The following is a 24444-nucleotide window of genomic DNA, read 5'->3' as shown; positions in this document are numbered from 1 at the left end:
CACGTTCCTCATTGAAAAAGTAACCGAAGGGGCAGATTGAGCTTCCCCCGATTTAACGGATAAAAATCCGGGGACATAAAATTCCGGAATTTTCGGAATTTTAGAACCCCAATGAACTGGTCCCGTTTTCACGAACAGGTAAATTAAGGGGCCGCTAAGGAGCTGTCAGATGAAAAAGAGGAGGCCTAGCCTCCTCTTTTTTGGTTCTGGATTACTGACCGTAGATGGAGCGCATGCTGTAGACTTTTGCTGATGAGGTTGCAGGCAGGCTGGCGACAGGGCTCTCTTCGTGTTCTTCAGTTGCTTCGCTCTCGTCAGCTTCTGCAAGCTCGTCGGACTCACCGGCGCAGCGGCCCATCATGTCGCCATGGGCCATATGCGCATCAACGGCAGGTTCACCCACCTCAATGGTGTGCATGTTATCAGGGTTACCCGGAGGGATGTGGCAAATTACCGCTTTATCGGCATGATGGTCGCTGTCTGCATAGGCAGTGCTGGTGGTTAAGCCGATCATCGCTGCGATGGCAAAGATCAGTGACATGAATTTGATGCTGCTTCTGTTAATGTTATTCATCTGCATCCTCCTTGGTGTGCGAATGACAATCTCCGTTGTCTTCATTCCGTTATTGATGTTATCAGCATTGTGAGTTTTAGATGTGTTGTGTATCACAGCGAATTCCATTGCTATGCATGAGAAATAAAAGCATTCTGATCTGGTGAGATGGCCGTGATAGATACCCTGACGGTTGGCGACTGACTTGCTTAGAGGAGATGTGTAAGCTACAGGTAAGGGTATAGGATTTTTTCGATCGGCGAAGGAGTTCGTATGGTTAGACGAGGCACGACGCAGAGCAGAAAAACCGAAGTGGTAGTAGTAGCCGGTATTCGAACGCCGATGGGCAAGATGGGTGGTGCCTTTGACCAGCTCGGTGCGGTTGAACTTGGTGCTATCGCTCTGCGTGAGGTTCTGGCTCGTTCACCAGTGCGCAGCGATGAGATTGATCAGGTGATCATCGGTAATGTGATTCAACCATCAGATGCCACCAATATCTCGCGTGTGATTGCACTTAATGCCGGTATCCCGCGCTCTACACCTGCCCATACCGTACATCGCAACTGTGCCTCAGGCATGCAGGCGGTCACCGATGCCGCCGAGAAGATTCAGGCAGGTCGGGCTGATGTGGTGCTGGCTGGTGGTGTGGAGTCGATGACACATGCGCCACTGCTGTTTCATGATCAGTTCCGGGCCGCGATGGCCAAACTCTCGAAAGCGAAAAATCTGCAGCAGAAACTGGCTGTTTTCGGCGAGCTTGCGCGTGCGCCCTGGAGACCACGCATTGCACTGATGGAGGGATTAACCGATCCAACGGTGAATATGGGCATGGGACAAACAGCGGAGCTTCTGGCTCGTGAGTTTGCAGTCTCCCGCAGTGAGCAGGACAGCTTTGCCCTGCAGAGCCATCAGCGTGCTGCCGCAGCCTGGGAGAGGGGTTGGTATGATGATGAGGTGATGCATCTGTTTGCACCACCATCGTACGCCTCTGTACACCGTGATGAGGGTATTCGCGCCGAACAGACGATGCAGGCATTGGCGAGGTTGAAGCCGGTGTTTGACAGACCGCTGGGCAGTGTCACGGCAGGAAACAGCTCACAGATTACCGATGGCGCAGCCATGCTGATCCTCAGTAGTCGTGCGAAAGCCGAAGCCGAGGGGTGGCCTATTCTGGGGTATCTCGATGACTGGGCCTATGCCGGTTGTGATCCGGAACGCATGGGGTTGGGGCCTGTTTTTGCCACCCATAAGCTGCTCTCCAGATATGGGTTGGCAGTGAGTGATCTGACTCGCATGGAGATCAATGAAGCTTTTGCCGTGCAGGTTCTGGCCTGTATGAAAGCGATGGATTCCGAATCCTTTGCCAGCCAGAAGCTGGGTATGAGCAAAGCCATGGGGGCTCCCGAGATGGATATTCTCAATGTGAATGGCGGTGCGGTTGCACTGGGGCATCCGGTTGGTATGAGTGGAGCACGACTGATACTGACCATGCTAAGACAGCTGAAAAAGGATACTGATGGTGGTTTAGGCGTTGCTTCACTCTGTATCGGCGGCGGACAGGGTGGTGCAGTGCTGATCAGGAGTGAGCCATGGAAGTCGTAACGCTGACGCAACAGGGCAGTGAGGCCCGTCTACACTTTGCTCGCACGGACAAATCGGTCAATGTGCTCGATGAGCTGTGTATCTCGCAACTGGAGACCCATCTCGACAGGCTGGAGAAGAGTCCGCCGAAAACGCTGGTGCTGGAGAGTGGTATTAGCGGCTGTTTCATCGCCGGTGCCGATCTGGAGATTATCGCAGCTGTAACGGATCAAAAAGAGGCAACCCGGCTGGCTGAGCGAGGGCAGTCACTCTGTCGCCGCATTGAGGTGCTGCCATGTGTATCCATCGCACTGGTGCATGGCGCCTGTATGGGGGGCGGTCTTGAGGTGGCACTGGCCTGTGACTATATCGTGGCGGTGGAGGGCAAGAAGACTCAGCTCGCGCTGCCGGAGATCAAGATCGGCATTCATCCCGGTTTTGGCGGCTGCATCCGCCTGCCCAAACGGATTGGCTGGATGAAAGCCGTGGAGATGATCCTCAGTGGTTCAGCTGTGGATGCCGGACGGGCCAAACGCATTGGCCTTGCGGCGTTGGTCGCGCAACCGGAACTGCAGGGTAAAGCCATCGCGTATCTGGCTGAAAAAGGCAAGGTGAAAGCACGTAAATTCGCACCATGGTGGTTAAGGCTATGGCCTGCAAAAGCGCTCTTTTTTCAGCAGGTTGAAAAACGTACCTATGCGCGGCTTCAACATATAGAGGTGGCTACAGCCTATCCTGCCATACCGGCTGTCATCACGCTGCTGAAGGAGATTGTTGGTATCCCCGATGGGTTGGCGCTGGCGCGTGAGGCTGAGTCGCTCGGCAAGCTGGCTGTCACACCTACCTGTAAAAACCTGATACGCGTATTCCATCTCGGTGACTCCCTGAAAAAGCAGCCGGCGGCAGCTCGTGGTCGTGAAGCGGTAGCGGGTTTCAAAAAAACAGCTGTTTATGGCGCCGGTGTGATGGGCGGTGGTATTGCCTGGGTGGCAGCAAAAACGATGGCAGTTGATCTGCATGAGGTGGCGGCAGAGCCGCTGGCTCGTGGCATGCAGGGGATCGGACGATTGGCCACGCGCAGAGGTCGAACCGATCACGCCCGACTTTCACGGATTCGACCGGTGCTCGATAGCAGTGGTCTGGCTGATGCCGATGTGGTGATTGAGGCGGTGGTTGAAGATATCAAGGTGAAACGAAACCTCTGGCTGGAGGTTGGCAAACATGTCTCCAAACAGGCGCTGCTGCTCTCCAATACATCCTCACTGGCGGTGAGCGATATGCAGAAGCGACGTGCCAATGCCGGTCGCATAGCCGGTCTCCACTTCTTCAATCCGGCACCGAAGATGCCGCTGGTTGAGGTGATCGCAGGGGAGAAAACCACGACTGAAACGATCGATACAACCTGCGCACTGGCAGCATCATGGGGTAAATATCCGATCATCGTGGCAGATCGCCCCGGTTTTCTTGTCAATCGTTGTCTGATGCCATTTATGGTAGCTGCCCTTAAGTTGATTGAGACGGGTCAGAAACCTGAACATGTGGATGGGGCGCTGAAAAACTTCGGGATGCCGATGGGTGCAATAGAGCTTGCCGACAGGGTTGGCCTTGATATCTGCTTTCATGTCGGGGCCCATCTTGGTGAAACACTGGGGGCAGAGCAGCCTGAACGCTTTGCCATGCCGCAGTGGTTCGGGTCCATGGTTAGTGATGGCCTGTTGGGTGAGAAATCGGGCAAGGGCTTCTTTAGTTATGAGAAGGGTAAACAGGGCGCTTTGAATGCTGAACTTGGCAACTATCTGCCCGGTTTCAGGTTCAGGGAGCATGAAAGCGATGCCGATATCTCTGTGGAGTCATCAACCCTGAGTAATCGCAGTGTGGTTGATGCCTGTCTGATTCCGATGTTGATCGAGGCTCTTGCCTGTCTGCACGAGAAGGTAGTGGATGATCCTGTTCATCTCGATGCTGCCTTTATCTACGGCATCGGCTTCCCACCATTTCGGGGCGGCCTGTTGCGCTACTTTTCAGGCTTTGAACGTTCGGATCTGAAAGCGAAGATTGAGAAGGCCGGTTATGATCTGCCTGTAAATTTGGAGGTGCTGGATGGATTCATCGGTTAGTCATTGTCCCGGTCTGATTCAGGTGGAGAAGGCGAATTGCCTCTCTGATCTTCTGCTGGCATCACCGCCTGACTGGCTTGATAAACCGCTGCTGCGCTTCCGCCGGACGGATGGTAGTTGGAAATCGTGGAGTCGTATCCGGGTGCAGCAGGCAGTGCTGCGTGTGGCTGCGTGGCTTGAAAACAAAGGTGTTAAAGCCGGTGATCGGGTGGGTATTCTCGGTCATAACTGCCCGGAGTGGTTTATCGCCGATTTCGCTATTTTAAGGCTGGGGGCGATAACGGTTCCGGCCTATTTCACTGACCCACTTGAGGCAGTGCAATATGTCTTTGCAGATGCTGATGTCTCAGTCATTTTTGTTGAGGAGGGTGACCAGCTGGAGAAGCTGGAGGGGGTGGATAAACCGCTGCTGCCATTTCATGGTGACACGGATTCGATCAGTGCAATCGCTGTGGATGAGAGCTGGGATCATCGCCTTGAAGCCTGTAGTCCTGAGCGCGATATGTTGGCGACACTTATTTACACCTCCGGCACAACCGGTTTCCCCAAAGGGGTGATGTTAAGTCATGACAATCTGCTCTCTGATGTGGCTGCAGGCCTTGGCGGTGTGGCTGTTTTTCCGGATGATGTTTTCCTCTCTTTTCTGCCTGCATCGCATGCTTTTGAGCGTACTGTTGGCCATTTTCTACCCACCGCTTGCGGTTCTGAGATTGCTTATGCTGAAGCGGTGACCACGCTGCTGCGAGATATGCCGGAGGTGAAACCAACCGTGATGATCTCCGTACCGCGTCTGTATGAGAAGATCTATGCCGGAGTACAGACCAAGCTGGCTGATGGCCCGGCTCTTAAAAAGAGACTGTTTCAACTGGCTCAAAAGCTGGGAATGCAAAAGTTTGAGCTTGAGCAACAGGGGCGCTCTTTAAGCGCTGGAAAAGCGCTGATCTTCTCTCTTCTTGATCAAGTGGTTAATGCCAAACTGCGTGAAAAGATGGGTGGCTCTATCCGTGCATTTATCTCTGGCGGTGCTGCCCTGCATCCTGATATTGCCCGCTTCCTGCTGGCTGCCGGGATCAATGTATTACCGGGTTATGGATTGACCGAGACCTCTCCCGTGCTTTCGGTGAACCGTTTTGGTGCCATTAAACCGGAAACGGTGGGGCTTGCGCTGCCCGGTGTTGAAATCAGGGTGGCAGAGGATGGCGAACTGCTGGTGAAAGGGCCGATGGTGATGCAGGGCTACTGGCAGAGACCGGAGGAGAGCGCAGCTATGTTTGATGCTGATGGCTGGCTGTTTACCGGTGATATCGTTGAAGTTGATGAGGATGGATATATCAGGATTGTCGATCGCAAGAAGGAGATTATGGTGCTCTCCAATGGTGAGAATGTAGCTCCTGCTGTGATCGAACAGCATCTGACGCAGTCACCTGCCATTCTGCAGGCGATGGTTGTCGCCGATAACAGGCCTGATGTGGTGGCGCTGATTGTGCCTGATGTCGATGGCCTGCGCAGGTTGTGGCAACAGACGATGAATGAAGGGCTGCCAGAGCACTGGCGGGAGAATGACAGGGTATATAACTGGATGCTGGTTCAGATGCGTAGCGAAGAGCACGATCTCTCCAGTTTTATGCAGGTCAAACGTTTTGCTTTTGTAGAAGAAGAGTGGACTCAGGATGCCGGACTACTGACGCCGACTCTGAAGCTAAAACGTCGCAAAATCTGTGAACTTTACAGTGATCTGATCCGGGATCTATATCCCGGAGAAAACTGACCGCCTTAACAAAGGCGGTCAGATACTTTTACATCTTACTTCTCATCCATCTTCTGTTTTTGATCCAGTTTTTTTGGTGCAATGACCACGACATAGACCAGGATTCCGCACAGCAGCGCAAGGCCGACAATGCCGATTCCAACGATGGGAAGACCACCCATAATCTCCTCCAAATTCCCCGATTTTATTTAACATTATGATTTTTGGTCCCCACAACCGTCAAAACATAACGGCGCATACCCTAGGATTTTTTCCTATCTTTTGGCACCCTTTTTTTTAATAGGGAGATTGTTGATCTTTAAGGATTTTATGTTGAGATAAAAAGAGCATATACAGCAGAAAAGCCCCTTGTAGTATGCGAAGAATGGGTAGTCAGGAACTTATCTACAGCTGGCTGGGGCGGCAGGCTTATGAACCTCTCTGGCAGATCTTATCGGCACGCGCTGATGCCGTTGGCAGAGGTGTGGATGATGAGGTGGTAATCTGCTGCGAGCATGAAGCGGTCTATACAACTGGCCGCCGGGGTGTAGATAATCGTCTGGAGGCGTTTCTGCCGGCACCGGTGGTGCAGAGTGACCGGGGTGGCGAGATGACCTTTCACGGCCCCGGTCAGCTTATGCTCTATCCTGTGATTGATCTGAGGCTTTGGCAGCTTGGGGTGAAGCAGTATGTGCACTTGCTTGAAGCATCATGCATTGCCCTGCTCAGCGAGTTGGGTATCAATGCAGAGCGCCGGTGTGGTTTTCCCGGTGTCTGGACATCAGAGGGTAAGATTGCAGCACTTGGTGTGCGGGTTCGTGGCGGTGTGGCCTACCATGGCATGGCACTGAATGTGGATGTTGATGAGAAGTGGTTTGCAGCGATCAATCCGTGTGGTCTGCAATCTAAGGTGGTCTCGCTCTCGTCCTTTATCGAGCCGCTTGCTCTGCCTGAACTGGCCTCTCGCTGGTTTGACCATTTCAATCGGTTGATGAGTCAATGAATTCTGTCACCTTTAAGCCAGCATCACTTTCGATCAAAAACAGAGTCATTCTGATTGTAACCCTGTTTGTGTTGATGTTACTGGCATTTACAGTTTATCACTTCAGTCAGCGTTGGGATGAGCTCACCCGGATTAGTCGTTCACAGGATGCCTTTGAGATTACCCGGCAGGTTAATCTGCTCGTTTATGGGCTTGAGAAGGAGTTCGCTCTTTCGTCGAGGTTTTTAGCCAGTTCAAAAGAGCCGCTGCGTATTGATATGGTCAAGCAGAGGCAGAAAAGTGATATTGACATAGAGAGGCTTGCCGCTCTGCTCTTCAGCTACCGTCAACAGTGGCAAAGCTCTGTCAGGCTCAGCGATATAAAGAGCATGGAGGCATCTCTTGAGCAGATCGTAGTACAGCGTAGCGCTGGCATGCAGGGGGCATTCGACAGCCATTCAGATAATACAGAGAGCCTTATTCAGCAGGCTGGAGATATCACCGGCATGAGTATAAGTGCTGAACTTAGAGACAGCTTCGATGCCTATATGAAACTTTTGTGGCTGCTTCAGAGGTTGGGGCAGGAGCGTGGTATCACCTATGAGATGATTGAACGGACTGTTTTTGCTGCCTCAGATCTGTTGAAGGTTGATAACTATATCAGCCGCCAGAGTGAGCTGATTGGTCAATTTAAACGCGTTGCTGATAGTCGTTTTGTCACCATGCTTAACGCCAGACTTGATGATCCGGTTGTACGTCATGCAGAGCAGTTAAGAGCCGCCCTCAAAGAGCAGGTGCAACTCAATGATCTGCTCAACAGGCTGCATGCGACAGTGGGTTATGGCGGTCTGATCCACGCCTTCAAGAACTATGTGATCAGGGGAGACAGCTATTACGAGCAGCTGTTCCATGAGAAGATGAAGCTATTCAAGCAGTTGTCCGATGATATAAAGCGTCTGAAACTGGGTGGCGAAATCGCTGATCAGGTCGCAATCATTGAATCGACTGTAGAGCTGTACCGTGGCCATATCGATACCGTTACTCAGATGCGCAAGAAGGGCAGAAGCATTGCTGAAATCGACAGACGGGTTCGCGTCGATGATCGACCGGCACTGGCTGCGATTGAGTTTTTGCGCTCACATATCACCAGGATTGATGCAGAGGATTGGTGGCGCTCAACAACCTGGCGACTGGATCAGGTTTTTGAGGTTGCCGGAGTGCTGGAGCAGGAGATTCATCGTGACATTGAGCTGCAGATGCAGGCTGCTTACCGATCCATGCTCTACTACCTTATCCTGAGCTTGCTATTGCTTATTATCACGCTCTACTCCGCCTACTATCTCATCAGGCATGTGGCCGGATCACTCACTGCTATGGCCGAAGCGCTGCATAGCTCTGGCCATCAGAAGGATTATAAGCCGTTTATGAATGAGTTTAGAGGCGATGAGATCGGTCAGTTGGCCCGTGCATTTAACAGGCTGATTGGTGAGAGACAGCAATCTGAAACACAGCTTCTGCATCTCTCTGAGAAGAGCCGCCACCTCTCCCGCAGGCTGATTACGGCGGCTGAGGATGAAAGAAGTTATATTGCCCGTGAACTGCATGATGAACTGGGGCAGCCGCTGACTGCGGTGAAGACGATTGCCACACTGCTGGCCAAGCAGTCAACTGATCCGCAGGTGATTGCCGATGCCGGTGAGATCAAACTGATGATCGACAGGTTGTTCAGGAATGTTCGCCGTATCTTAAAGCGTATCAGGCCGGACATGCTGGATGCATCCAATCTGCAGGATGGGCTGCTGGAGGTGATTAAGCAGTGGCAAAAAAACAATAATATCGCCTGCTCTTTCAACTGTTCCGGCGCACTGAATCAACTGCCGGATATGGTGAAGGTGGCCACCTATCGATTGATTCAGGAGAGTCTCACCAATATCTCAAGGCATGCCAGTGCCAGTTCGGTGACGATTGATGTGGCGGTGATTCGCGATGCAGATGCGGGCCCACTGCTTAAACTGGATGTTCAGGATGATGGCATCGGTGCTGATGTGAGTAGTCTGGATATGATGGGGCTGGGCATGATCGGTATTCATGAACGCGTGAGATCCCTGAATGGCAAGTGTGATTTTATCAGCGCTCCCGGCAAGGGTATGCATATTGCTGTCTCGATCCCGTTTTCACATGGTCGTGAAGTAGAGCAGGAGGATTTGTCGAATCAGACGATGGAGATTTTCCAGTCTGGGAAAAAAGGCTCCTCCAAATGATTAATCATCCAACTTAATAACCTCAATCCACTGCGGGGATGTTTGCGGGTTCTGGTCCGGGTTGTGCATGCAGAGCGTGAATGTTTGTTGTGGTAGATTTTGAGCCCACTGAATCACTGCCGCAGTCTCCTCCCTGCCGCCGGGGTGACCCGGGTAGGCAAGGATGGAGAGGATACCGCTCCCGGCTAACATCGCTATCGCAGCATTCAGAGCCTTGATGGTGGTTGCTGTGGTGGTAATCAGGGATTTGTCTGCATTGGGAAGGTAACCGAGATTAAACATGATGATATTAACCCTGCCGTGATGAATTTCAGGGATCTGTGCTGCCATGTGTTCATGGCCGGTCTGCATCAGGGTGACCCGCGCTGACAGGCCTGCCGCTGCCAGTCGCTTACGACTGTTTTCAATCGCCTGTCTCTGAATATCAAAGGCGTAGAGGCGACCGTTTTCGCCAATGTTTGCAGCCAGAAAGAGGCTGTCGTGGCCATTGCCTGCAGTGGCATCAATAGCAATGGTGTCGTCGCTGAGATGGGGAAGCAGGTGTCTATGCACCTGCCCGGTCAGAGAGATTCTAGTCATATCTTATCCTGCTTATGTCCGCCTCTTCAGGGATCGCTGAGCCATCACTCAGATGGTGGACAAAGCGTTCAGCATAGTAGGGGATCAACATCGATCCTTTGGATCCGAAGCCGTTAAAGATAGCCAGTTGCGGATGCGATGGGTGAGTTCCGATGAAGGGTTGTTTATCCCGAGTGTTGGGCCGTACACCTGCCTGATGATCAACCAGTTTGAAATTGAGCGGTGATTTTAACAGATGCTGCAACCCGTCAATCAGCTCGCTTTTACATGCGTTAGAGGGTTCGATATTACTGAGGTTATGATCATAAGTGGCTCCGGTTTTGTAACTTCCATCTGAAACCGGAAGCAGCCATTTTCCAGCATTGATGATCTGTTCAGGTAACTGCTGATCGCTTGTAAAACTGAGGATTTCACCTTTGGCCGGCTGAAAGGGCAGCCAGTTGAACCAGGGGTTATTTGTTGCCATGAATCCTTCACAAAAAATAACGCGCCGCGCATTGATGCCATGCCATGAAACCATTGCCTCTTTCATGACAAGGTCATCGTGCCTGAAGCAGGATTCGATATAACTTTTATGAGCAACGAAGAGCGCCTTCATGCAGTCGAGCAGGGCATTGGTATCGAGATAACCGGTTTTGCATTGTACGAATATACCGTGTTCGGCTTTCAGAAGAGCGGGGGTAGCGCAGCTATCTCCCAGATATGGAGCATAGGCCGAATCTTGTGATCGTTGATTAAATATATCGCACTCTTTTTCACTTCTTAAAATACGTAACATCTCTTTGTTATGGAAGAATTGCTGCTTAAAGCGCTGCTCCAGCTGGTCATAGAAACTCAGAGCAGCCGGGATAACAGTTTCAGCATCGGCTTGTAGCAGCAGACGTTTTCCTGTTACCGGATTGAACAGCCCGGCAGCCACACGGGAGGCAGAAGCAGCGGATTGATCAGCAACCACAATGACCTGCTGGCCGCATTGCATCAGTTGCCAGGCCAGTATGGAGCCGGCTAAGCCCTGCCCGATGATCAGACTGTCGATATGCTGTTCTGTATTAAGCATGGCTGAATCATAGAAAGAAAAGGGGAGGGCGGCTATGAGCTGGTAATTAACTGTCGTAAGTCAGGCTTTTAGTTGCTATAATCCAATTATGGATGGGCTTTATTTACACTCATCTACAGAATGGCTATCTTTCGCGCCCTTTTGGAAAACCGGTTTGGAGTTTTCCGCTTGCTGGAGGAATCAGAATGGCACTGAATAAGAAACAACTGGCTGAATTTGAAACGCAACTGATCGATTGGAAAGCTGAGCTTGAGATGGGTCAGAGCGTCAACGTTCAGTCGATGACCGAGCTGGAGCAGACCTCTTTTCCTGATCCAACTGATCAGGCCAGCATGGAGACTGACCGCAACTTCGACCTGCGCATCAAGGATCGTGAGCGCAAACTGATCAAGAAGATTGATCAGGCGATTGCACGCATCAAAGATGGTGAGTTTGGTGAGTGTGAATCGTGCGGTGGTGATATCAGCGTCAAACGTCTGCATGCGCGTCCGGTAACCACGCTCTGTATTGAGTGCAAGACTGCTCAGGAGCAGGAAGAGCGTACACGTCTGGATTAATTCAGATCAAAAGTTTATAAAAAAAGCCCGCTATCAAGCGGGCTTTTTTATGCTCGTTGTGGCGTGGTTACCAGATAATTTCCAGAAGTTCGATTTCGCAGATGAGTGTCTCATTGGGGCCGACATTTTCATTGCCGCGACTGCTGTATGCCATATGGGGTGGAATATATACCATCCACTTGCTGCCTACATTCATCTTGGTCAGCACCTTCTTCCAACCGCCGATAGTATGTTTGATGTATATATCTACCGGTTTGCCTGATGGGTTGGAGTCATTGATCACCGTGCCATCAAGGTGAGACATACGCAGGTGAATATTTACATTGTCAGTCAACTTGGGGACTCTGCCTTCATAATTGTTATGAATGACCTTGTACTGTATGCCGCTGGGCAGGGTGACAACACCCTCTTTGGTTGCATTCTCTGCAAGAAAGGCCTTGCCTTTGGCCATGTTCTCAGCAGCGATACCGGTGGCTTGCGAATCGGATCCTGAGTTGCCGCAACCGGCCAGGCTCAGGAGGGCAGTAATGGCGATGATAAAGATGGTTGATCTACTCGTAGCGTTGATTTGCATATGGTCTTTCCCCGTTCATAATATTAGCACATTCTAAATTAATAAACACAATTGTCAAAAGGTTTATTCATCGGCGATGTCATCACAACATCCTCTCCACGAGCAGCCATTGCAGAGCGGTAAGCAAACCGTAGAGTGCCCTCATGTCCTATCTTGTACTGGCACGTCGCTGGCGCCCACAAAAATTCTCTGACCTGGTTGGTCAGGACGTGGTGGTGCGTACCCTGAAGAATGCGCTTTGCAGTGGCAACCTTGCTCACGCCTATCTGTTATGCGGTATTCGTGGGGTAGGTAAAACTACCATAGCCCGACTCATGGCGATGGCGGTGAACTGCGAAAGCTCTGATGCCGGTGAGCCGTGTGGCAGTTGTGCCGCATGTCGCGGTATCGCCGATGGTTCCAATCTTGATGTGCAGGAGATGGATGCAGCCAGCCATACCGGTGTCGATGATGTGCGTGAGATTCTTGATGGCGTGCGTTATCCGCCAACCAGTCTGAAGTGCAAAGTTTATATTATTGATGAGGCGCATATGCTCTCCAAGAGCGCCTTTAATGCGCTTCTAAAAACACTGGAAGAGCCACCAGCGCGAGTCCTGTTTATTCTGGCTACAACAGAGTCGGACAAATTGCCGGTTACCGTACGCTCCCGCTGTCAGCGTTTTGATCTGCGCAGACTTGGACAGAGTGAAATCAGTGCCTATCTGGAGCATGTGCTCAGCTCGGAAGGTATTGCAGCCGATCAGGATGCTGTTGCAGCGATCGCTACGGCTGCTGATGGCAGTGTGCGTGATGCGCTCTCACTGGCAGAGCGTGTGCTGGCCTACAGTAGTGAAAACCTCTCTATCGGTGATGTGCAGTCGGCGCTCGGCCTGGTCGGCTCAGAACTGGTCTGCAGGCTTTCACAGGCACTGTTTGCCGGTGATGCGCTGGCAGCCGTTGAGGTGTTGCGCTCGGCAGTGAGTCGAGGGCACGCTCCTCGTACGCTGCTGCTGGAGTTAAGCCTTTTGTGGCACCAGCTCTCCTGCCTGAAAGTGGATACCAGCCTGCTGGCTGAAGAGATTGATGCAGAGTATCGTGATTGGCTGGAAAAACATGCCGCTGTGATCGATATGCAGGCACTGGATTTGAGGTATCAGGTGCTGCTTGCCGGCATTCGTGATCTGGCGGTTGTGGATGAGCGGATGGGGGCTGAGATGGTGCTGATGCGCCTGAGTGGGCTGAATCTAATCTCACCGCTGGGTGAGGTGACGGTTGAACCGCTGCCAAAGGCTGTACAGAGCGAAGCGAAGAAGCCACATGCAGCCATGATGTTTACTGCTGCACCGGAGGTTGAGGTCAAGGTCGAGGTCGCTGCAGTTGAAGCGGTACCGGTACCGCCTGCAGCAGTCGCAACACCTGAGCCGGATCTGCCGATGAAGGATCAGTCACCGGGAAAAAAGTTTACCGACTGGCAGCAGGTGGTGGATGCTTTTCATGAGGTGAAGCCGGGTGTTTCAGCCATGCTGGAGCATGTGGTTTGCGTCGAATTTGGCAGTAAGGTGAGGCTGGCGCTGGATAAACATCAGGAGCGTGCACTTGCTTCTGCTGACCGTATGGCCTTTGCCGAGTGGCTGGGTCGCGAAGTGTTCTGGGAATCTCAGAAGGATCATGCCGGCGAATCGCTTTCACAGGAGCGTGATCGTCAGGCCAGAGCTGAGACCGCTCGGCTGCGCAAGCAGGCAGAGGATGATCCGCATATACAGGCGCTGATGCGTGAAATGGATGCGCAGCTGGTTAAGGTGCTGCCTGCCGGTGTGCAGCCGGATGAGGCAGCCTGAGTATCCACCCCTTACTATTGATGATAAAAACATGAACGGAGCAGCAGAAAGATGAATATCGCAAAAATGATGCAGCAGGCGAAGAAGATGCAGGAGAATATGAAGATCATGCAGGATGAGCTTGCTGCTATGGAGATCAGCGGCGAGGCCGGTGGTGGTATGGTTGAGGTGTTGATGGGCGGGGATCGTACAGTACGCCGCGTAACCATTGATCCATCACTCTGGCAAGAGCAGGACAAGGAGCTGATCGAAGATCTCGTAGCTGCCGCTATTAACAATGCATCACAGAAGGTTGAGGTGCTTGCCAAACAGAAGCAGCAGTCTTTAATGGCCGGGATGCCACTGCCTCCGGGTTTCTCCCTTTAAGACGTAACAGGTTCATAATTAAATGATCCATTTTCCGGGTATGCCAGCCCCTCTTGGCCGGGTTGTTGAGATGCTCTCATCCCTGCCCGGTGTGGGGCCCAAAACCGCCATGCGGCTGGGGCTTAATCTGCTGTCGCGACCGGCTGAGCAGACGGCGGCACTGGCGGATGCACTGAAATCGTTGCACGAGCTGGTCGGTTTTTGTGAGAAGTGCGGCTGTTTTGCCGAGTCGGGCTTTTGTCAGTATTGTGATGATACACGGCGTGAGACCCATACCGTATGTCTGGTTGAGCAGCCGGTAGATGTGCTGATGATGGAGCGCGGGCAGGGTTTCCGGGGCCTCTATCACGTGCTGCATGGCCGACTGAGTCCTGTTGATGGTATTGGCCCTGAGCAGCTGAATCTCAACGCGCTGGATCAGCGCATGCAGGGTGGTATCAAAGAGTTGATTCTGGCCACCAGTGCGACAGTGGATGGTGAAGCTACCGCCCACTATATTGCCCGTCGTTACCACGATAGCGAGACGCGCATCTCGCGTATCGCACGTGGTGTGCCCGAGGGTGGTGAGTTGGAGTATCTTGATGAACACACGCTGAGCAGGGCGGTGGATCAACGTATCGCCTGGGACCATGGCTGATTCCAGTTCGATGATTTCGCAAGCAGAGTTGATCGGTCGCTGGCAGGGGCTTGTTACTGAACTGGGTGATGTGAAGCTGCTGGCCGTCAGTAAATATACGCCGGATGAGCTGGTGCAGATATTGATTGATGCCGGACAGGTGGATTTCGGTGAATCCCGTCCTCAGTCACTGCGTGACCGTTGTCAGCAGTGGCCGGAGTGTCACTGGCATATGATCGGCCCTCTGCAGAAGAACAAAGCCAAATATATCGGCCGCCATGCCGCGATGTGGCACAGCTGTGATGATATTGAGAGTGCGCAGGCGGTGGCACAACATGTCAGCGGCAGAGAGCTGCCAGTTCTGATTCAGGTCAATATTGCTGAAAACGAAGCCCAGCGCGGTGTTGCATTGGATGATGCCGGTCTCCTGGCTGATGCTATTAGAGGCATAGAGGGTCTGAAGCTTGCAGGGGTGATGGGCATGGCCCCCAGAGATGGTGATGTGCGGCAGGCATTTATAAATTTGCGAGACTTGCGGGATAATCTCTTCGGTGGAAGCTTTGCCGAGTTGTGTATGGGGATGAGCAGTGATTATCAGATTGCTGTTGAAGAGGGTGCAACCATTGTACGACTGGGCTCAACACTGTTTGGTTCCAGATGACAGATTCAGGACCTGAGGAATGACCATGCAGGATTTAACAATCGCATTTATTGGCGGCGGTAATATGGCCGAGGCGCTGATTGCCGGATTACGCCGTGCCGGCCATGCCGGTGAGAAAATTATTGTATCCGATCCACAGCAGCAGCGCCGGAAGTTTCTGGCAGAGCAGTATCTGGTCAGAACTGTTGAGGATAACAGTGTGGCTGCCGCAGCAGCTGATCTTCTGGTGCTGGCGATGAAACCCCAGCAGATGAAAGATGCGCTTGCCGGTCTTAGTGAGCATCTTAAAGCCGATGCCAGTGTGATCAGTATAGCCGCAGGTGTAAGCAGTGCTGCGATGCAGGAGTGGCTTGGCTCTGGTGCCAATATTGTGCGGGTGATGCCCAATACGCCGGCCCTGGTAGGGGCTGGTATGTCGGTACTCTTCAGTGATGCAGGTGAGCTTCATAAAGCGCGTGCCGAATACCTGCTTAAGGCGTGTGGAGAAGCGGTGCGTGTTGAGAAAGAGGCGCAGATGCATGCTGTTACTGCGCTCTCCGGCAGTGGTCCTGCCTACTTCTTTCTGCTGGCTGAGGTGATGCAGGCGACAGGTGAGAAGCTGGGGCTGCCCGCAGAGCTGGCAGCCAAACTGGCAGCTCAGACTGCGCTGGGGGCTGGAAAAATGCTGGTTGAGAGTGATCGTACATCCGAGCAGCTCAGGCATCAGGTGACCAGTCCGGGTGGTACCACTCAGGCTGCGCTGGATATGATGTATGAGATGGGGCTGCCTGCAGCCGTGCGTCAGGGTGTTGTGGCAGCCAGTAAACGAAGTGAGGAGTTGGCAGGCTGATGTATATACTAGGTTATTTTTTACAGGCACTGGCGGCAGTAATCGACGTGGTGCTGACCATGGCAATGATTGTTGTTATTGCACGGGCAGTGCTCTCTTGGGTCTCTCCTGACCCCTACAATCCGGTGGTGCGGATCATCAACCAGTTCTCTGAACCACTGCTCTTTCCAGTGCGCAAAAGGGTGCCCTACATCAGTGGTATCGACCTCTCTCCGCTTATCGTGCTGCTGATTATTATGTTCCTGAATAACTTTCTGGTTCCTACCCTGCAGCGCATCGCCTTTCAGATGATTCAGGGTGGCTGATTCCTGTCTGCAAGAGAGCCGGAGCTGCATTAATGTCGGCTACTGAACCGTTCTATAAACAGCCGCTATTCTGGTTGCTACTGATCTGTGCGGTTAATTTCTTCGCATTTCTCGGCGGCCATAGCCTGTGGGATGTTGATGAGCCCAATAATGCGGTCTGTGCTCGCGAGATGTGGCTGGCCGGTAACTGGTGGGTGCCGATGTTCAATGGCGACTACCGTTTTGATAAACCGATCCTGATCTACTGGCTGATGATCCCGCTGAATGCGCTCTTCGGTGTTAATGAGTGGAGTGCGCGTCTGCCATCGGCCATGGCGATGACCGGACTGGTTGCCGTGATCTGGTTGATGAGCCGAAGACTGATTGTTGCTGCAGGCGTGAAGGTGAAAGAGGGCGAGCGTGAACTGATTCCGCTGCTGGCAGCAGGACTCTTCGCAACAGCACTGCATATCATTGTTATCGCACGCGCTGCAGTTCCCGATCCGTTACTGATGCTCAGCCTCGGTTTTACACTGCCGGCGCTGCTGATTGTCTATCTTGAAGAGAAGAAAAAGCGATCAGACTCGATGCCTAAACTGCTGATTGCTGCATATGTAGCCATTGGTCTGGGTGTACTGGCCAAGGGGCCGATTGCAGGCCTGATGCCGCTATTGATTCTTCTCAGCTTCCTGATTGTGATGAAAGATTGGCAGAGCTGGGTGCTCTTTCGCCCCTTTAAGGGTGCCGCGATTGCGCTGCTGGTGGCTGCACCCTGGTATATTACTGTGGGCATTCTGACACAGGGTGAGTGGTTGGAGGGTTTTATCTTCCGCCACAATATCGAACGTTTTACCGATCCGCTGCAGGGCCATAAGGGATTCCCGGGTCTCTATATTGGTACGGTGCTGCTGGGCTGGTTCCCGTGGAGTGGCCTGCTTGCAGTGATGGTGACCTTTGGCACATGGCGACTGAAGCTTCTGCGTAAAGAGCCGATTCGGCTGTTTATGCTCTGCTGGATAGGTGTCTATATCCTCTTCTTCAGTATCGCCAGAACACAGCTGCCCAACTATGTGCTGCCACTGTTTCCTGCAGCGGCGATGCTGATGGCCTTTGGTTGGGCCGGGGCAGATGGTGCCATTCGTCAGCGAGCCAGACTTTGGTTGGCATGGGGCGCACTGATACTCTCACTGGCTATGGTGATCGGTGGCGGTTTAGCGCTGGAGAAGATGTGGCCCGGCGAGGGTTATTATATCGTGGCTATGCTGCCGGTGGTGCTTGCCTCTGCATGGTGGCTTTATAGCAAACGGGGCGAGTTGTGGCTGCCGCTGGCACTCTCGATGTTGTTTTCGATACTCCTGCTCTCCGGCTGGTCCGTTCCAAATATTGAGCATCACAAGGTGAGTCGTGTGCTGGCGGCCAAAGCCGATGCGGCCGGTTTTGATGGTGCAAATCTGGCCACCTTTTACTACTTCCAGCCAACGCTGCTCTACTATCACGGCGGGCGCCTGCCGATGCTGAAAAATGTGGATGAGGTGGGGCAGTGGTTGAGTCAGGGCAGGGGGCTGGTGATCGCCCAGTCGGCACTGGAACTGTTACCCAAAGAGATTATACCCTATCTTATCGTGCATGAGCGCGTTTTTGGCATGTATGCGCGCAGATGGCTGCTGCTTGTAAGTCTGCAGCCAGTTGATGAGGGAGAGGAGATTCCATGGCCGAGCCACTGATTTCGATTGTCGTACCGGTTTACTGCGAAGAGCAGAATGTTCCGCTTTTGGTGGCCGAAATGGCTGACAAACTTTCCAATCTCGATTATGAGCTGATTCTGGTTGATGATGGCTCTGACGATGGCACTGTAGCAGCGGCAAAAAAGGCGCGGGCAGAAGATGGCCGTGTGGTGCTGGTGCAGCTGCGTCGCAACTTTGGTCAAACTGCGGCCATGAGTGCCGGCTTTGATCGTGCCAGAGGTAAATATATTGTCTATATGGATGGTGATCTGCAGACCGATCCGGCTGATATTCCAAGGCTGCTGGAGCGCCTTCTGGCAGATGATCTCGATATGGTTAATGGCTGGCGAAAGGATAGACAGGACGCCAGCCTCTCACGCAACTTCCCCTCCAAGATTGCCAATGCCCTGATCCGCAGTTCCACCAATGTGCGTATGCACGACTATGGCTGTCCGATGAAGCTGATGCGTGCAGATGTGGCGAAAAACCTGCGCATCTACGGTGAACAGCACCGCTTTCTGCCGGCTCTTGCATCGATGTATGGTGCAAAGATCGGTGAAGAGGTGGTCAGCCACCGGGCACGCCAGTTTGGTGAGAGCAAGTATGGCATCGGGCGCACGGTACGTGTGCTGGTCGATCTGCTGCTGGTGCTCTTCTTCCAGCGCTTTACCGATCGCCCGCTGCAGCTGTTTGGTCCCGCCGGTCTGATCTCACTGGCCGCAGGCATGTTCATCGATATCTGGCTGACTATGGATAAGATTATCTTCGGTGCAGATCTCGCCTCTCGTCCCATGTTGCATCTGGGTTCTCTGCTGATCGTTACAGGTATTCTGCTCTTCGGTATCGGTCTGATGCTGGAGATGCAGGCGCGCACCTACTACGAAGCAACAGGACGTAAACATTACAGCGTTCGCTCGGAAGAAGAGTAAACCTGTCGCTGATTTCGATGGAAATTTTAATTATTCACTTCAATCCTGCTGCCGGAGTGATATGTTGAATAGTTTTTCCTTCGTGTTCTTTGTGCCCTTTGTGGTTAAATCCTCCTATTTATGATGTTGTGGATTAAACTTCTACTCTCAGCCCTGCTGTTGGGTTATCTGATCTGGTCACTTGATCTGAGTGCCATGTTTGCGCTTTTAAAAACAGCGGACTGGTCACTGGTGCTTGCAGCCTTGCTCTGTCTGATTATCGGTCAGTTTTTCTCCGCGCTGCGCTGGGCATGGTTGGCGCGCGGGCTGGGGTTAAGCGTACAACTTGCCAGAAAGCTGCAGCTCTATTTTCTCGGTATGTTTTTAAGCCTGTTTCTGCCATCGATTGTCGGTGGTGATGTGGCTCGAGGTTACCTGCTGGCTAAAGACAGAGAGAATGCAGGCTGGCCAGCTGCTGCCAGTGTGATCCTTGAGCGCGTCAACGGCGTTGTCGCACTCGCGACGGTTGTCTCCTTCTGTATGTTCTTTCTCGATATTCCTGCCTTGTGGATATGGCTCTGGAATGGAGGAGTGCTGCTTGGTTTTGCCATCCTGTTTACCACCAAACTGTGGTGGCCGAAGCTGCAGCGTTCAGCATGGCAGGGCAGACTCTCCGGCTGGAAGACTCTTCCTCTGACCAGCAGAGCGTTCTCCACTGCATGGTGGCGTTCTCTGCCACTCTCCCTTATTTTTCAACTGCTGGTCGTGCAGGCACATGTTTTTCTCGGCGCCGCTGTAGGTCTTGAACTCTCCTGGTTCGCCTACGGATTTATGATCTGTCTTGTGGCGCTGGCCTCAGCACTTCCACTCTCCTTTAACGGTTTAGGTATTCGCGAGGCCGGTTATGTCGGTTTCGCTGTCTGGTTCGGCGCGTCAGGTGAAGCCGCAGCGGCTATGGCTGCGCTCTGGATCATTGTTCTCATCACCGCCTCACTGCCCGGCGGCATCGTGCTCTGGCAACTCGGTGGCACCAAAATCCTGAAGAGGGATCAATCCGGGCGGGGCTGCTGAACCGGGGCTCAGCTTTAATCGAGGAAGAGAAAGAGCCAGTGGGTTGGCAGGTAGATCAGTAGCGGAAAGCCCAGCATCAGCACTGCCAGGTATAACAGTGGGGGCAGACGGTGCTGCGCTTTTCCGCCCGGTCCATGCACCCAGTTCACATTCTCTATCGGATCGCTGATCAGGTAACTCAGCGGCAAAACAATCCAGGCCAGTAGCGTCTGCCAGAGTAGTGCATTTTCATCGTAGCCAAGCCTGAAAACCATCCAGATCAGCAGCGGTGGCAAAAAGAGATGGAAGAGGGAGAGGGCGCGCAGATATAGCGGCAGATTCCGGTCGAACATGTAATCGGCCAGTCCGCCAACCGGTTTACCTGTAAGCAGGCCCGAGAAGAAGCCTATGCTCCAGACTATCTCCGGCAACAGCACGGCCAGCAGCATCATACTGGCCAGCAGTGGACTCTCCAGCCACAGTGCCGGTAAGGTCAGAATCAGGGCGATATCGGAAAACCAGAGATAGTTTCCAGGGCCGTATTTGAACCAGTAGACGATCAGGGTGATTGCCACATAAGCCGAGTAGCATAGTTTAAGCCATAAGGGCAACAGCTCATTCATCTGGCGTCATGCATGGAATCCATAATTGCCATACCGCCGAGCTTACACCGTTATACGCGCTTCAGGCCAGTCAAAGGGATGCCCACAATGCAGTTGTTTCGTGCTTTTTTCTCTCGTGAGGTTGTTGCAGCTGTTTTGATGGCCGATGTGCATATCTTCGATGCACAGATGAAGCTGCAGCGGTCATTGCACTACTCTGGAATCGTTCTCATCATCGCATCTCTGCCTGTTGATATTGTGCTCTGGCAACTCGGTGACACCAATATCCTGCAAAAGGAAAAATCATAAAGAGAGTGAATCGCTACGCGATTTCTAATCGTCGTTTATGTTTGGTGAGGTTGTCACAGCCGTTGTCGCGGACGACGACCATATCTTCGATGCGTACACCACCTAAGCCCGGATAGTAGAGGCCCGGCTCTACAGTCACCACCTGACCTGCTTTTAAGGTGCCTGGGCGGGTGGAGATGCCCGGCGCTTCATGAATCTGCAGGCCGACGCCGTGGCCGGTGCCGTGGAAGAAGCCGGTCTGTTTGCCGCGCACCATCTTTGTCGGAAATCCCTGTCTATCAAAATAGTCAGTGATGGCCTTGTGAATGGTAAAGCCTTCAACCCCATTCTGAACCATGGAGAGGCCGATATCCTGACCTTCACGGACGGTGTTATAGATCTTTTTCACCTCAGGTGTGGCGCTGCCTTTGACATAGGTGCGGGTCATATCTCCCCAGTATCCGGTTGCAAGCACGCGCGGGAAGATGTCGATAATGATCGGCTGATGGGCGCGAATGAAACCTGTGCCGATATTGTGCGGGTCTGCACCCTCTCTGCCACAAGCGACAATGGTGTGGGCAGGCATGGCACCGTTACCGATCAGAAAGGTCTCAATGGCACGACGCAGATCAGCTGCTTTCACCTTTTTAGCAGAGATGCCATCACGCAGGATACCATCATCGCCAATGCTGCAAGCGGCCAGATACCTTTCAGCCTGTATCATCGATTGTCGGGTCAGTTTTTCTGCATGAGCCAAGTGTCTGATCTCTGTTTCGTTTTTAACAGCGCGCTCAGGAAAGAAGGCTCCATCACTGGCCTTGACCTCAAACCCCCACGTTTTCAGCTGCTCGGCGTAGGCGAAGGGGAAGTGGGGTGGAACCTCAAGCGCTGTAACTGCATGGCCATCAAGAAATGCAGCTGCGACTGCAGCCAGGCCACTGCGGTTTCTGTTTTCAGCGCTTAATCGGTATGGCGCATCAAGATGCACCTGTGAAAACTTTGAATTTTTGCGGGCGCGATCCACCTCAAGCGGGGAGAAGAGGCCATGCCACTGACCATTGAGTGCAATGGCGATAAAGGCATCGGGTACAAACATGCCGCTGACATAGAGCATGTCGGCATCATGTTCAGAATCGGCAATAATCAGGCGGGCAGAAGCTGTTGAATCACTCATGCAGTGTATCGTTCAGAACATCTTCTCTGGCGTCCTCTCGCTCCTTCTCGCGCTCCATGATGTCACGGATATTCAAGCTCTTCAGCAGATCCGACCGCTCCCTGCCGAGGCGGAAGTAGAGACCGGCCAGTTGTCTGCCGAGTGAGCTCTCCTGCCACTCTTCGGGCACCTCCATCGGTGTCTCATTAAGACGATGGAATATCTCATAAAGGCTCATCTGATCGGCATCGAAACCGGGCAGCCAGCCGGACTCCTCATCGTTGGCTTCGGTAAAGCGCAGGAGTTTATTTACACAAAGCTGATCGAGCCACTCCTGCAGGATATTGCTGGGGAGATCGGTCTCCTCAATCAGATCACGCATCTTCAGCGTTGTGCCCGCATGCAGGGCCTGGGCTGCGCGCAGCAGGATAAGATGTGAATAGAACTGACGGATGCCGGATTTCTGGAAGCTGCTCTTCTGGCGGTGTGACTGCTCAGGATGTTGTACGCAGAAGGCGATTTCAGAGCCCAGCAGTACAATCACCCAGATCAGATAGATCCAGATCAGGAATATAGGGAGGGTGGAGAGTGCACCGTAGAGCTGCTCATAATTGGCAACCTCTGTGACATAATAGGCAAACCCTGCTTTGGTCCACTCAAACAGGGCACCTGCAACCAGACCGCCGATGGCAGCAAAGCGAAACGGAACAGAGGTATTGGGAAGCACGCTGTACAGTGTTGCCATGGCCAGTGATGACATCAGCCAGGGCACAAGAAAAGGTGCTTCACGAATGTAGGATGCACCCTCTGCTACCTCTTTAATGACCGGTAGTGCGGTGAAATAGGAGGTGATACTGATGGAGGCACCAATCAGAATAGGTGCCAGTGTCAGGGTCGCCCAGAAGGTGATGAATTTGGAGAGCCAGGCGCGTGCCCTGGTGATACGCCAGATATCGTTAAACGCCTCTTCAATGGTATTGAGCAGTGCCGTGGCGGTGAAGAGCAGGCCGATAACACCGAACACAGAGATGGCCGTAGTTTTATCAGCAACTGTACCGAGATAATCCTGCACCGCTTTTTGACTGGTCGGCATCAGGTAGTCGAGCAGGGCATCGCTGACACTGCCGGCCACAGCATCAAAAGCCTGAAAGCTGGTAAATACCGAGAAGCCGAGAGCCACCATCGGCACAATCGCCAGCAGTGAGGCATAAGCCAGAGCCGAAGCGCGCTGAATACATTTATCTGCAATGAAGCGTCCGATTACCCGGTAGGAGAGGCGGAGCAGGTGGGTGGCATGGCGATAGAGAGAAGGCAGGCTGGCAATATCTGCCACATCCATCTCCAGAAGTTTGGATAGCTGTTTAATAGTTGTCGGTTTAGTGGAACCGGCCATAGTTGCTCCTCAATCTGCTTCAGTTCCCCAGCTTAATGTTTTGTATGGAGAAAAAAAGAGGCAACTTCATGAGCATTTACCTGGAAGTTCGGGATCAGGCGGGTTGTTTCATCCAGCGATAGCGGATTTCAAGCTCTGAATCTGCACGGATGCACTGCACTCCCATGCGTGCCTCCAGATTCAGGGCGATAGGGGCCCTGAGGTTGGCGGTAACCCACTGTTTGTCGGCAAAGGGGTTGAGCACCAGCATCCACATAATCTGACTCTGCTCGTCGATATTGATACAGCTGCACTGTTCATTAGGAAGTTTCGGTGCAGCACCAAGGCGCTCTTCATCCCATGGTGTCAGCAGGAAAGCCGCTTCCGGACTGTCGATAGACTGAAGGCAGACAATGTCGCCATGTCCTTCGTAGATAAATCCGAACTCATGGGCATCGCTGAAACCGGCCAGTCCCTGTGGAAAGTAGAAGGCTTCGTTAGCTTCAGGTTTCATCACTGTTTTCGTCGCTGTTGCTGCCATCACTCGACGCTCCTTTTAACCAGTTTAGTGCACCGCCGCCGCCGGCAGATGCGTTCTCTTGCTGAATAAGGTTATAAATTTCCATACGATGTACCGGAATGTCAGGGGGAGCCTCAATGCCGATACGCACAATATGCTCATTCTGCACATCCTGGATAATAATCCGGATGTTATCGTTGATCGTAATCACCTGACCGATCTTTCTGCGCAGAATCAGCATCTGAA

26 protein-coding genes are annotated in these 24444 nt (G+C 52.7%); 16 read left to right on the top strand and 10 right to left on the bottom strand.

From position 1 onward, the window contains the following. Window positions 1-211 precede the first annotated feature (211 nt). Entirely contained in the window at window positions 212-574 is a 363-nt protein-coding gene (locus F3F93_RS07495; protein WP_176958553.1) for a hypothetical protein, read from the bottom strand. A gap of 252 nt (window positions 575-826) precedes the next feature. Between F3F93_RS07495 and F3F93_RS07490 the strand changes: the two genes are divergently transcribed. From F3F93_RS07490 to F3F93_RS07480, 3 genes are read left to right on the top strand one after another with little or no spacing between them, the layout of a single operon-like run. Beyond that, window positions 827-2155 (top strand): thiolase family protein, encoded by a 1329-nt coding sequence (locus F3F93_RS07490; protein WP_176958552.1) that lies wholly within the window; start codon window positions 827-829, stop codon window positions 2153-2155. Beyond that, entirely contained in the window at window positions 2143-4251 is a 2109-nt protein-coding gene (locus F3F93_RS07485) for a 3-hydroxyacyl-CoA dehydrogenase NAD-binding domain-containing protein (RefSeq protein WP_176958551.1), read from the top strand. Before F3F93_RS07490 ends, F3F93_RS07485 begins: the two co-directional genes overlap by 13 nt. Then, window positions 4235-6019: a long-chain fatty acid--CoA ligase gene (locus tag F3F93_RS07480; RefSeq protein WP_176958550.1), complete on the top strand. Its 1785-nt coding sequence runs from the start codon at window positions 4235-4237 to the stop codon at window positions 6017-6019. Before F3F93_RS07485 ends, F3F93_RS07480 begins: the two co-directional genes overlap by 17 nt. 35 nt (window positions 6020-6054) lie before the next feature. Here F3F93_RS07480 and F3F93_RS12640 read toward each other — a convergent pair whose 3' ends face one another. Beyond that, complete coding sequence (locus F3F93_RS12640; protein ID WP_277816523.1) at window positions 6055-6180, bottom strand: hypothetical protein; 126 nt, start codon at window positions 6178-6180, stop codon at window positions 6055-6057. 203 nt (window positions 6181-6383) lie between these two features. Here F3F93_RS12640 and lipB point away from each other — a divergent pair, with 203 nt between their 5' ends. Further along, the gene (gene lipB, locus F3F93_RS07475) at window positions 6384-7001 is read left to right on the top strand and encodes a lipoyl(octanoyl) transferase LipB (RefSeq protein WP_176958549.1); all 618 of its coding nucleotides are present in this window, start codon (window positions 6384-6386) and stop codon (window positions 6999-7001) included. Then, window positions 6998-9241 (top strand): nitrate- and nitrite sensing domain-containing protein, encoded by a 2244-nt coding sequence (locus F3F93_RS07470; RefSeq protein WP_176958548.1) that lies wholly within the window; start codon window positions 6998-7000, stop codon window positions 9239-9241. Before lipB ends, F3F93_RS07470 begins: the two co-directional genes overlap by 4 nt. On the opposite strand, the gene F3F93_RS07465 is transcribed toward F3F93_RS07470, so the two are convergent. Then, entirely contained in the window at window positions 9242-9820 is a 579-nt protein-coding gene (locus tag F3F93_RS07465; RefSeq protein WP_176958547.1) for a class I SAM-dependent methyltransferase, read from the bottom strand. Then, window positions 9813-10877 carry an FAD-dependent oxidoreductase gene (locus tag F3F93_RS07460; RefSeq protein ID WP_176958546.1) on the bottom strand — a complete coding sequence of 355 codons (1065 nt, stop codon included), beginning with the start codon at window positions 10875-10877 and terminating at the stop codon, window positions 9813-9815. Before F3F93_RS07460 ends, F3F93_RS07465 begins: the two co-directional genes overlap by 8 nt. A gap of 185 nt (window positions 10878-11062) precedes the next feature. Here F3F93_RS07460 and dksA point away from each other — a divergent pair, with 185 nt between their 5' ends. Continuing rightward, window positions 11063-11434 (top strand): RNA polymerase-binding protein DksA, encoded by a 372-nt coding sequence (dksA, locus tag F3F93_RS07455; protein WP_176958545.1) that lies wholly within the window; start codon window positions 11063-11065, stop codon window positions 11432-11434. Window positions 11435-11501: 67 nt separating this feature from the next. Here dksA and F3F93_RS07450 read toward each other — a convergent pair whose 3' ends face one another. Further along, complete coding sequence (locus F3F93_RS07450) at window positions 11502-12008, bottom strand: FKBP-type peptidyl-prolyl cis-trans isomerase (RefSeq protein ID WP_176958544.1); 507 nt, start codon at window positions 12006-12008, stop codon at window positions 11502-11504. 143 nt (window positions 12009-12151) lie between these two features. On the opposite strand from F3F93_RS07450, the gene dnaX reads away from it, so the two are divergent. The 9 genes from dnaX (at window position 12152) to F3F93_RS07405 (ending at window position 20284) form a co-directional block, all read left to right on the top strand. Next, entirely contained in the window at window positions 12152-13825 is a 1674-nt protein-coding gene (dnaX, locus tag F3F93_RS07445) for a DNA polymerase III subunit gamma/tau (protein ID WP_176958543.1), read from the top strand. A 51-nt stretch (window positions 13826-13876) separates the two neighbouring features. Then, window positions 13877-14191, top strand: coding sequence for a YbaB/EbfC family nucleoid-associated protein (locus F3F93_RS07440; protein WP_176958542.1), 315 nt, complete (start codon window positions 13877-13879; stop codon window positions 14189-14191). A 22-nt stretch (window positions 14192-14213) separates the two neighbouring features. Next, on the top strand, window positions 14214-14828 hold the full coding sequence (gene recR, locus F3F93_RS07435; protein ID WP_176958541.1) for a recombination mediator RecR: 615 nt from the start codon (window positions 14214-14216) through the stop codon (window positions 14826-14828). Further along, window positions 14821-15468, top strand: coding sequence for a YggS family pyridoxal phosphate-dependent enzyme (locus F3F93_RS07430; protein ID WP_176958540.1), 648 nt, complete (start codon window positions 14821-14823; stop codon window positions 15466-15468). The genes recR and F3F93_RS07430 overlap by 8 nt, the downstream gene beginning before the upstream one ends. A 25-nt stretch (window positions 15469-15493) precedes the next feature. Next, window positions 15494-16297 carry a pyrroline-5-carboxylate reductase gene (gene proC / locus F3F93_RS07425; protein ID WP_176958539.1) on the top strand — a complete coding sequence of 268 codons (804 nt, stop codon included), beginning with the start codon at window positions 15494-15496 and terminating at the stop codon, window positions 16295-16297. After that, window positions 16297-16602, top strand: a complete 306-nt coding sequence (locus F3F93_RS07420; protein WP_176958538.1) for a YggT family protein — start codon at window positions 16297-16299, stop codon at window positions 16600-16602. The genes proC and F3F93_RS07420 overlap by 1 nt, the downstream gene beginning before the upstream one ends. 32 nt (window positions 16603-16634) lie before the next feature. Beyond that, window positions 16635-18305, top strand: coding sequence for a glycosyltransferase family 39 protein (locus F3F93_RS07415; RefSeq protein ID WP_176958537.1), 1671 nt, complete (start codon window positions 16635-16637; stop codon window positions 18303-18305). Continuing rightward, complete coding sequence (locus F3F93_RS07410) at window positions 18290-19234, top strand: glycosyltransferase family 2 protein (protein ID WP_176958536.1); 945 nt, start codon at window positions 18290-18292, stop codon at window positions 19232-19234. The genes F3F93_RS07415 and F3F93_RS07410 overlap by 16 nt, the downstream gene beginning before the upstream one ends. 120 nt (window positions 19235-19354) lie before the next feature. After that, window positions 19355-20284 (top strand): lysylphosphatidylglycerol synthase transmembrane domain-containing protein, encoded by a 930-nt coding sequence (locus F3F93_RS07405; RefSeq protein WP_206675393.1) that lies wholly within the window; start codon window positions 19355-19357, stop codon window positions 20282-20284. A gap of 14 nt (window positions 20285-20298) precedes the next feature. On the opposite strand, the gene F3F93_RS07400 is transcribed toward F3F93_RS07405, so the two are convergent. After that, window positions 20299-20886 (bottom strand): membrane-associated protein, encoded by a 588-nt coding sequence (locus F3F93_RS07400; protein WP_176958535.1) that lies wholly within the window; start codon window positions 20884-20886, stop codon window positions 20299-20301. A 12-nt stretch (window positions 20887-20898) separates the two neighbouring features. On the opposite strand from F3F93_RS07400, the gene F3F93_RS07395 reads away from it, so the two are divergent. Next, entirely contained in the window at window positions 20899-21174 is a 276-nt protein-coding gene (locus F3F93_RS07395; RefSeq protein ID WP_176958534.1) for a hypothetical protein, read from the top strand. Window positions 21175-21187: 13 nt separating this feature from the next. Here F3F93_RS07395 and F3F93_RS07390 read toward each other — a convergent pair whose 3' ends face one another. The 4 genes from F3F93_RS07390 to F3F93_RS07375 form a co-directional block, all read right to left on the bottom strand. Further along, the gene (locus tag F3F93_RS07390; protein ID WP_176958533.1) at window positions 21188-22327 is read right to left on the bottom strand and encodes a Xaa-Pro peptidase family protein; all 1140 of its coding nucleotides are present in this window, start codon (window positions 22325-22327) and stop codon (window positions 21188-21190) included. Further along, window positions 22320-23699 carry a YihY family inner membrane protein gene (locus F3F93_RS07385; protein ID WP_241697031.1) on the bottom strand — a complete coding sequence of 460 codons (1380 nt, stop codon included), beginning with the start codon at window positions 23697-23699 and terminating at the stop codon, window positions 22320-22322. Before F3F93_RS07385 ends, F3F93_RS07390 begins: the two co-directional genes overlap by 8 nt. A gap of 94 nt (window positions 23700-23793) precedes the next feature. Continuing rightward, window positions 23794-24219 carry a flagellar assembly protein FliW gene (locus F3F93_RS07380; RefSeq protein WP_241697039.1) on the bottom strand — a complete coding sequence of 142 codons (426 nt, stop codon included), beginning with the start codon at window positions 24217-24219 and terminating at the stop codon, window positions 23794-23796. Further along, window positions 24182-24439: a carbon storage regulator gene (locus F3F93_RS07375; protein ID WP_176958532.1), complete on the bottom strand. Its 258-nt coding sequence runs from the start codon at window positions 24437-24439 to the stop codon at window positions 24182-24184. The genes F3F93_RS07380 and F3F93_RS07375 overlap by 38 nt, the downstream gene beginning before the upstream one ends. Window positions 24440-24444: the final 5 nt, after the last annotated feature.

The sequence above is a fragment of the Mariprofundus sp. KV genome, from assembly GCF_013387475.1.
Taxonomy (GTDB): Bacteria; Pseudomonadota; Zetaproteobacteria; order Mariprofundales; family Mariprofundaceae; genus Mariprofundus.
Note: the sequence above shows the minus strand (reverse complement) of the source record. Positions and strands in the feature narration are given on the sequence as shown.

Excerpts from the sequence above, each read along its gene's own strand:
- dnaX (WP_176958543.1), top strand. The coding sequence starts at position 12,152 with ATGTCCTATCTTGTACTGGCACGTCGCTGGCGCCCACAAAAATTCTCT.
- F3F93_RS12640 (WP_277816523.1), bottom strand. The coding sequence starts at position 6,180 with ATGGGTGGTCTTCCCATCGTTGGAATCGGCATTGTCGGCCTTGCGCTG.
- F3F93_RS07375 (WP_176958532.1), bottom strand. The coding sequence starts at position 24,439 with ATGCTGATTCTGCGCAGAAAGATCGGTCAGGTGATTACGATCAACGAT.
- F3F93_RS07460 (WP_176958546.1), bottom strand. The coding sequence starts at position 10,877 with ATGCTTAATACAGAACAGCATATCGACAGTCTGATCATCGGGCAGGGC.
- dksA (WP_176958545.1), top strand. The coding sequence starts at position 11,063 with ATGGCACTGAATAAGAAACAACTGGCTGAATTTGAAACGCAACTGATC.
- F3F93_RS07380 (WP_241697039.1), bottom strand. The coding sequence starts at position 24,219 with ATGGCAGCAACAGCGACGAAAACAGTGATGAAACCTGAAGCTAACGAA.
- F3F93_RS07410 (WP_176958536.1), top strand. The coding sequence starts at position 18,290 with ATGGCCGAGCCACTGATTTCGATTGTCGTACCGGTTTACTGCGAAGAG.
- lipB (WP_176958549.1), top strand. The coding sequence starts at position 6,384 with ATGGGTAGTCAGGAACTTATCTACAGCTGGCTGGGGCGGCAGGCTTAT.
- F3F93_RS07385 (WP_241697031.1), bottom strand. The coding sequence starts at position 23,699 with ATGGCCGGTTCCACTAAACCGACAACTATTAAACAGCTATCCAAACTT.
- F3F93_RS07405 (WP_206675393.1), top strand. The coding sequence starts at position 19,355 with ATGATGTTGTGGATTAAACTTCTACTCTCAGCCCTGCTGTTGGGTTAT.
- F3F93_RS07430 (WP_176958540.1), top strand. The coding sequence starts at position 14,821 with ATGGCTGATTCCAGTTCGATGATTTCGCAAGCAGAGTTGATCGGTCGC.
- F3F93_RS07480 (WP_176958550.1), top strand. The coding sequence starts at position 4,235 with ATGGATTCATCGGTTAGTCATTGTCCCGGTCTGATTCAGGTGGAGAAG.
- F3F93_RS07440 (WP_176958542.1), top strand. The coding sequence starts at position 13,877 with ATGAATATCGCAAAAATGATGCAGCAGGCGAAGAAGATGCAGGAGAAT.
- F3F93_RS07395 (WP_176958534.1), top strand. The coding sequence starts at position 20,899 with ATGGAATCCATAATTGCCATACCGCCGAGCTTACACCGTTATACGCGC.
- F3F93_RS07485 (WP_176958551.1), top strand. The coding sequence starts at position 2,143 with ATGGAAGTCGTAACGCTGACGCAACAGGGCAGTGAGGCCCGTCTACAC.
- F3F93_RS07470 (WP_176958548.1), top strand. The coding sequence starts at position 6,998 with ATGAATTCTGTCACCTTTAAGCCAGCATCACTTTCGATCAAAAACAGA.
- F3F93_RS07390 (WP_176958533.1), bottom strand. The coding sequence starts at position 22,327 with ATGAGTGATTCAACAGCTTCTGCCCGCCTGATTATTGCCGATTCTGAA.
- proC (WP_176958539.1), top strand. The coding sequence starts at position 15,494 with ATGCAGGATTTAACAATCGCATTTATTGGCGGCGGTAATATGGCCGAG.
- F3F93_RS07415 (WP_176958537.1), top strand. The coding sequence starts at position 16,635 with ATGTCGGCTACTGAACCGTTCTATAAACAGCCGCTATTCTGGTTGCTA.
- F3F93_RS07495 (WP_176958553.1), bottom strand. The coding sequence starts at position 574 with ATGAATAACATTAACAGAAGCAGCATCAAATTCATGTCACTGATCTTT.
- F3F93_RS07490 (WP_176958552.1), top strand. The coding sequence starts at position 827 with ATGGTTAGACGAGGCACGACGCAGAGCAGAAAAACCGAAGTGGTAGTA.
- F3F93_RS07450 (WP_176958544.1), bottom strand. The coding sequence starts at position 12,008 with ATGCAAATCAACGCTACGAGTAGATCAACCATCTTTATCATCGCCATT.
- F3F93_RS07420 (WP_176958538.1), top strand. The coding sequence starts at position 16,297 with ATGTATATACTAGGTTATTTTTTACAGGCACTGGCGGCAGTAATCGAC.
- F3F93_RS07400 (WP_176958535.1), bottom strand. The coding sequence starts at position 20,886 with ATGAATGAGCTGTTGCCCTTATGGCTTAAACTATGCTACTCGGCTTAT.
- F3F93_RS07465 (WP_176958547.1), bottom strand. The coding sequence starts at position 9,820 with ATGACTAGAATCTCTCTGACCGGGCAGGTGCATAGACACCTGCTTCCC.
- recR (WP_176958541.1), top strand. The coding sequence starts at position 14,214 with ATGATCCATTTTCCGGGTATGCCAGCCCCTCTTGGCCGGGTTGTTGAG.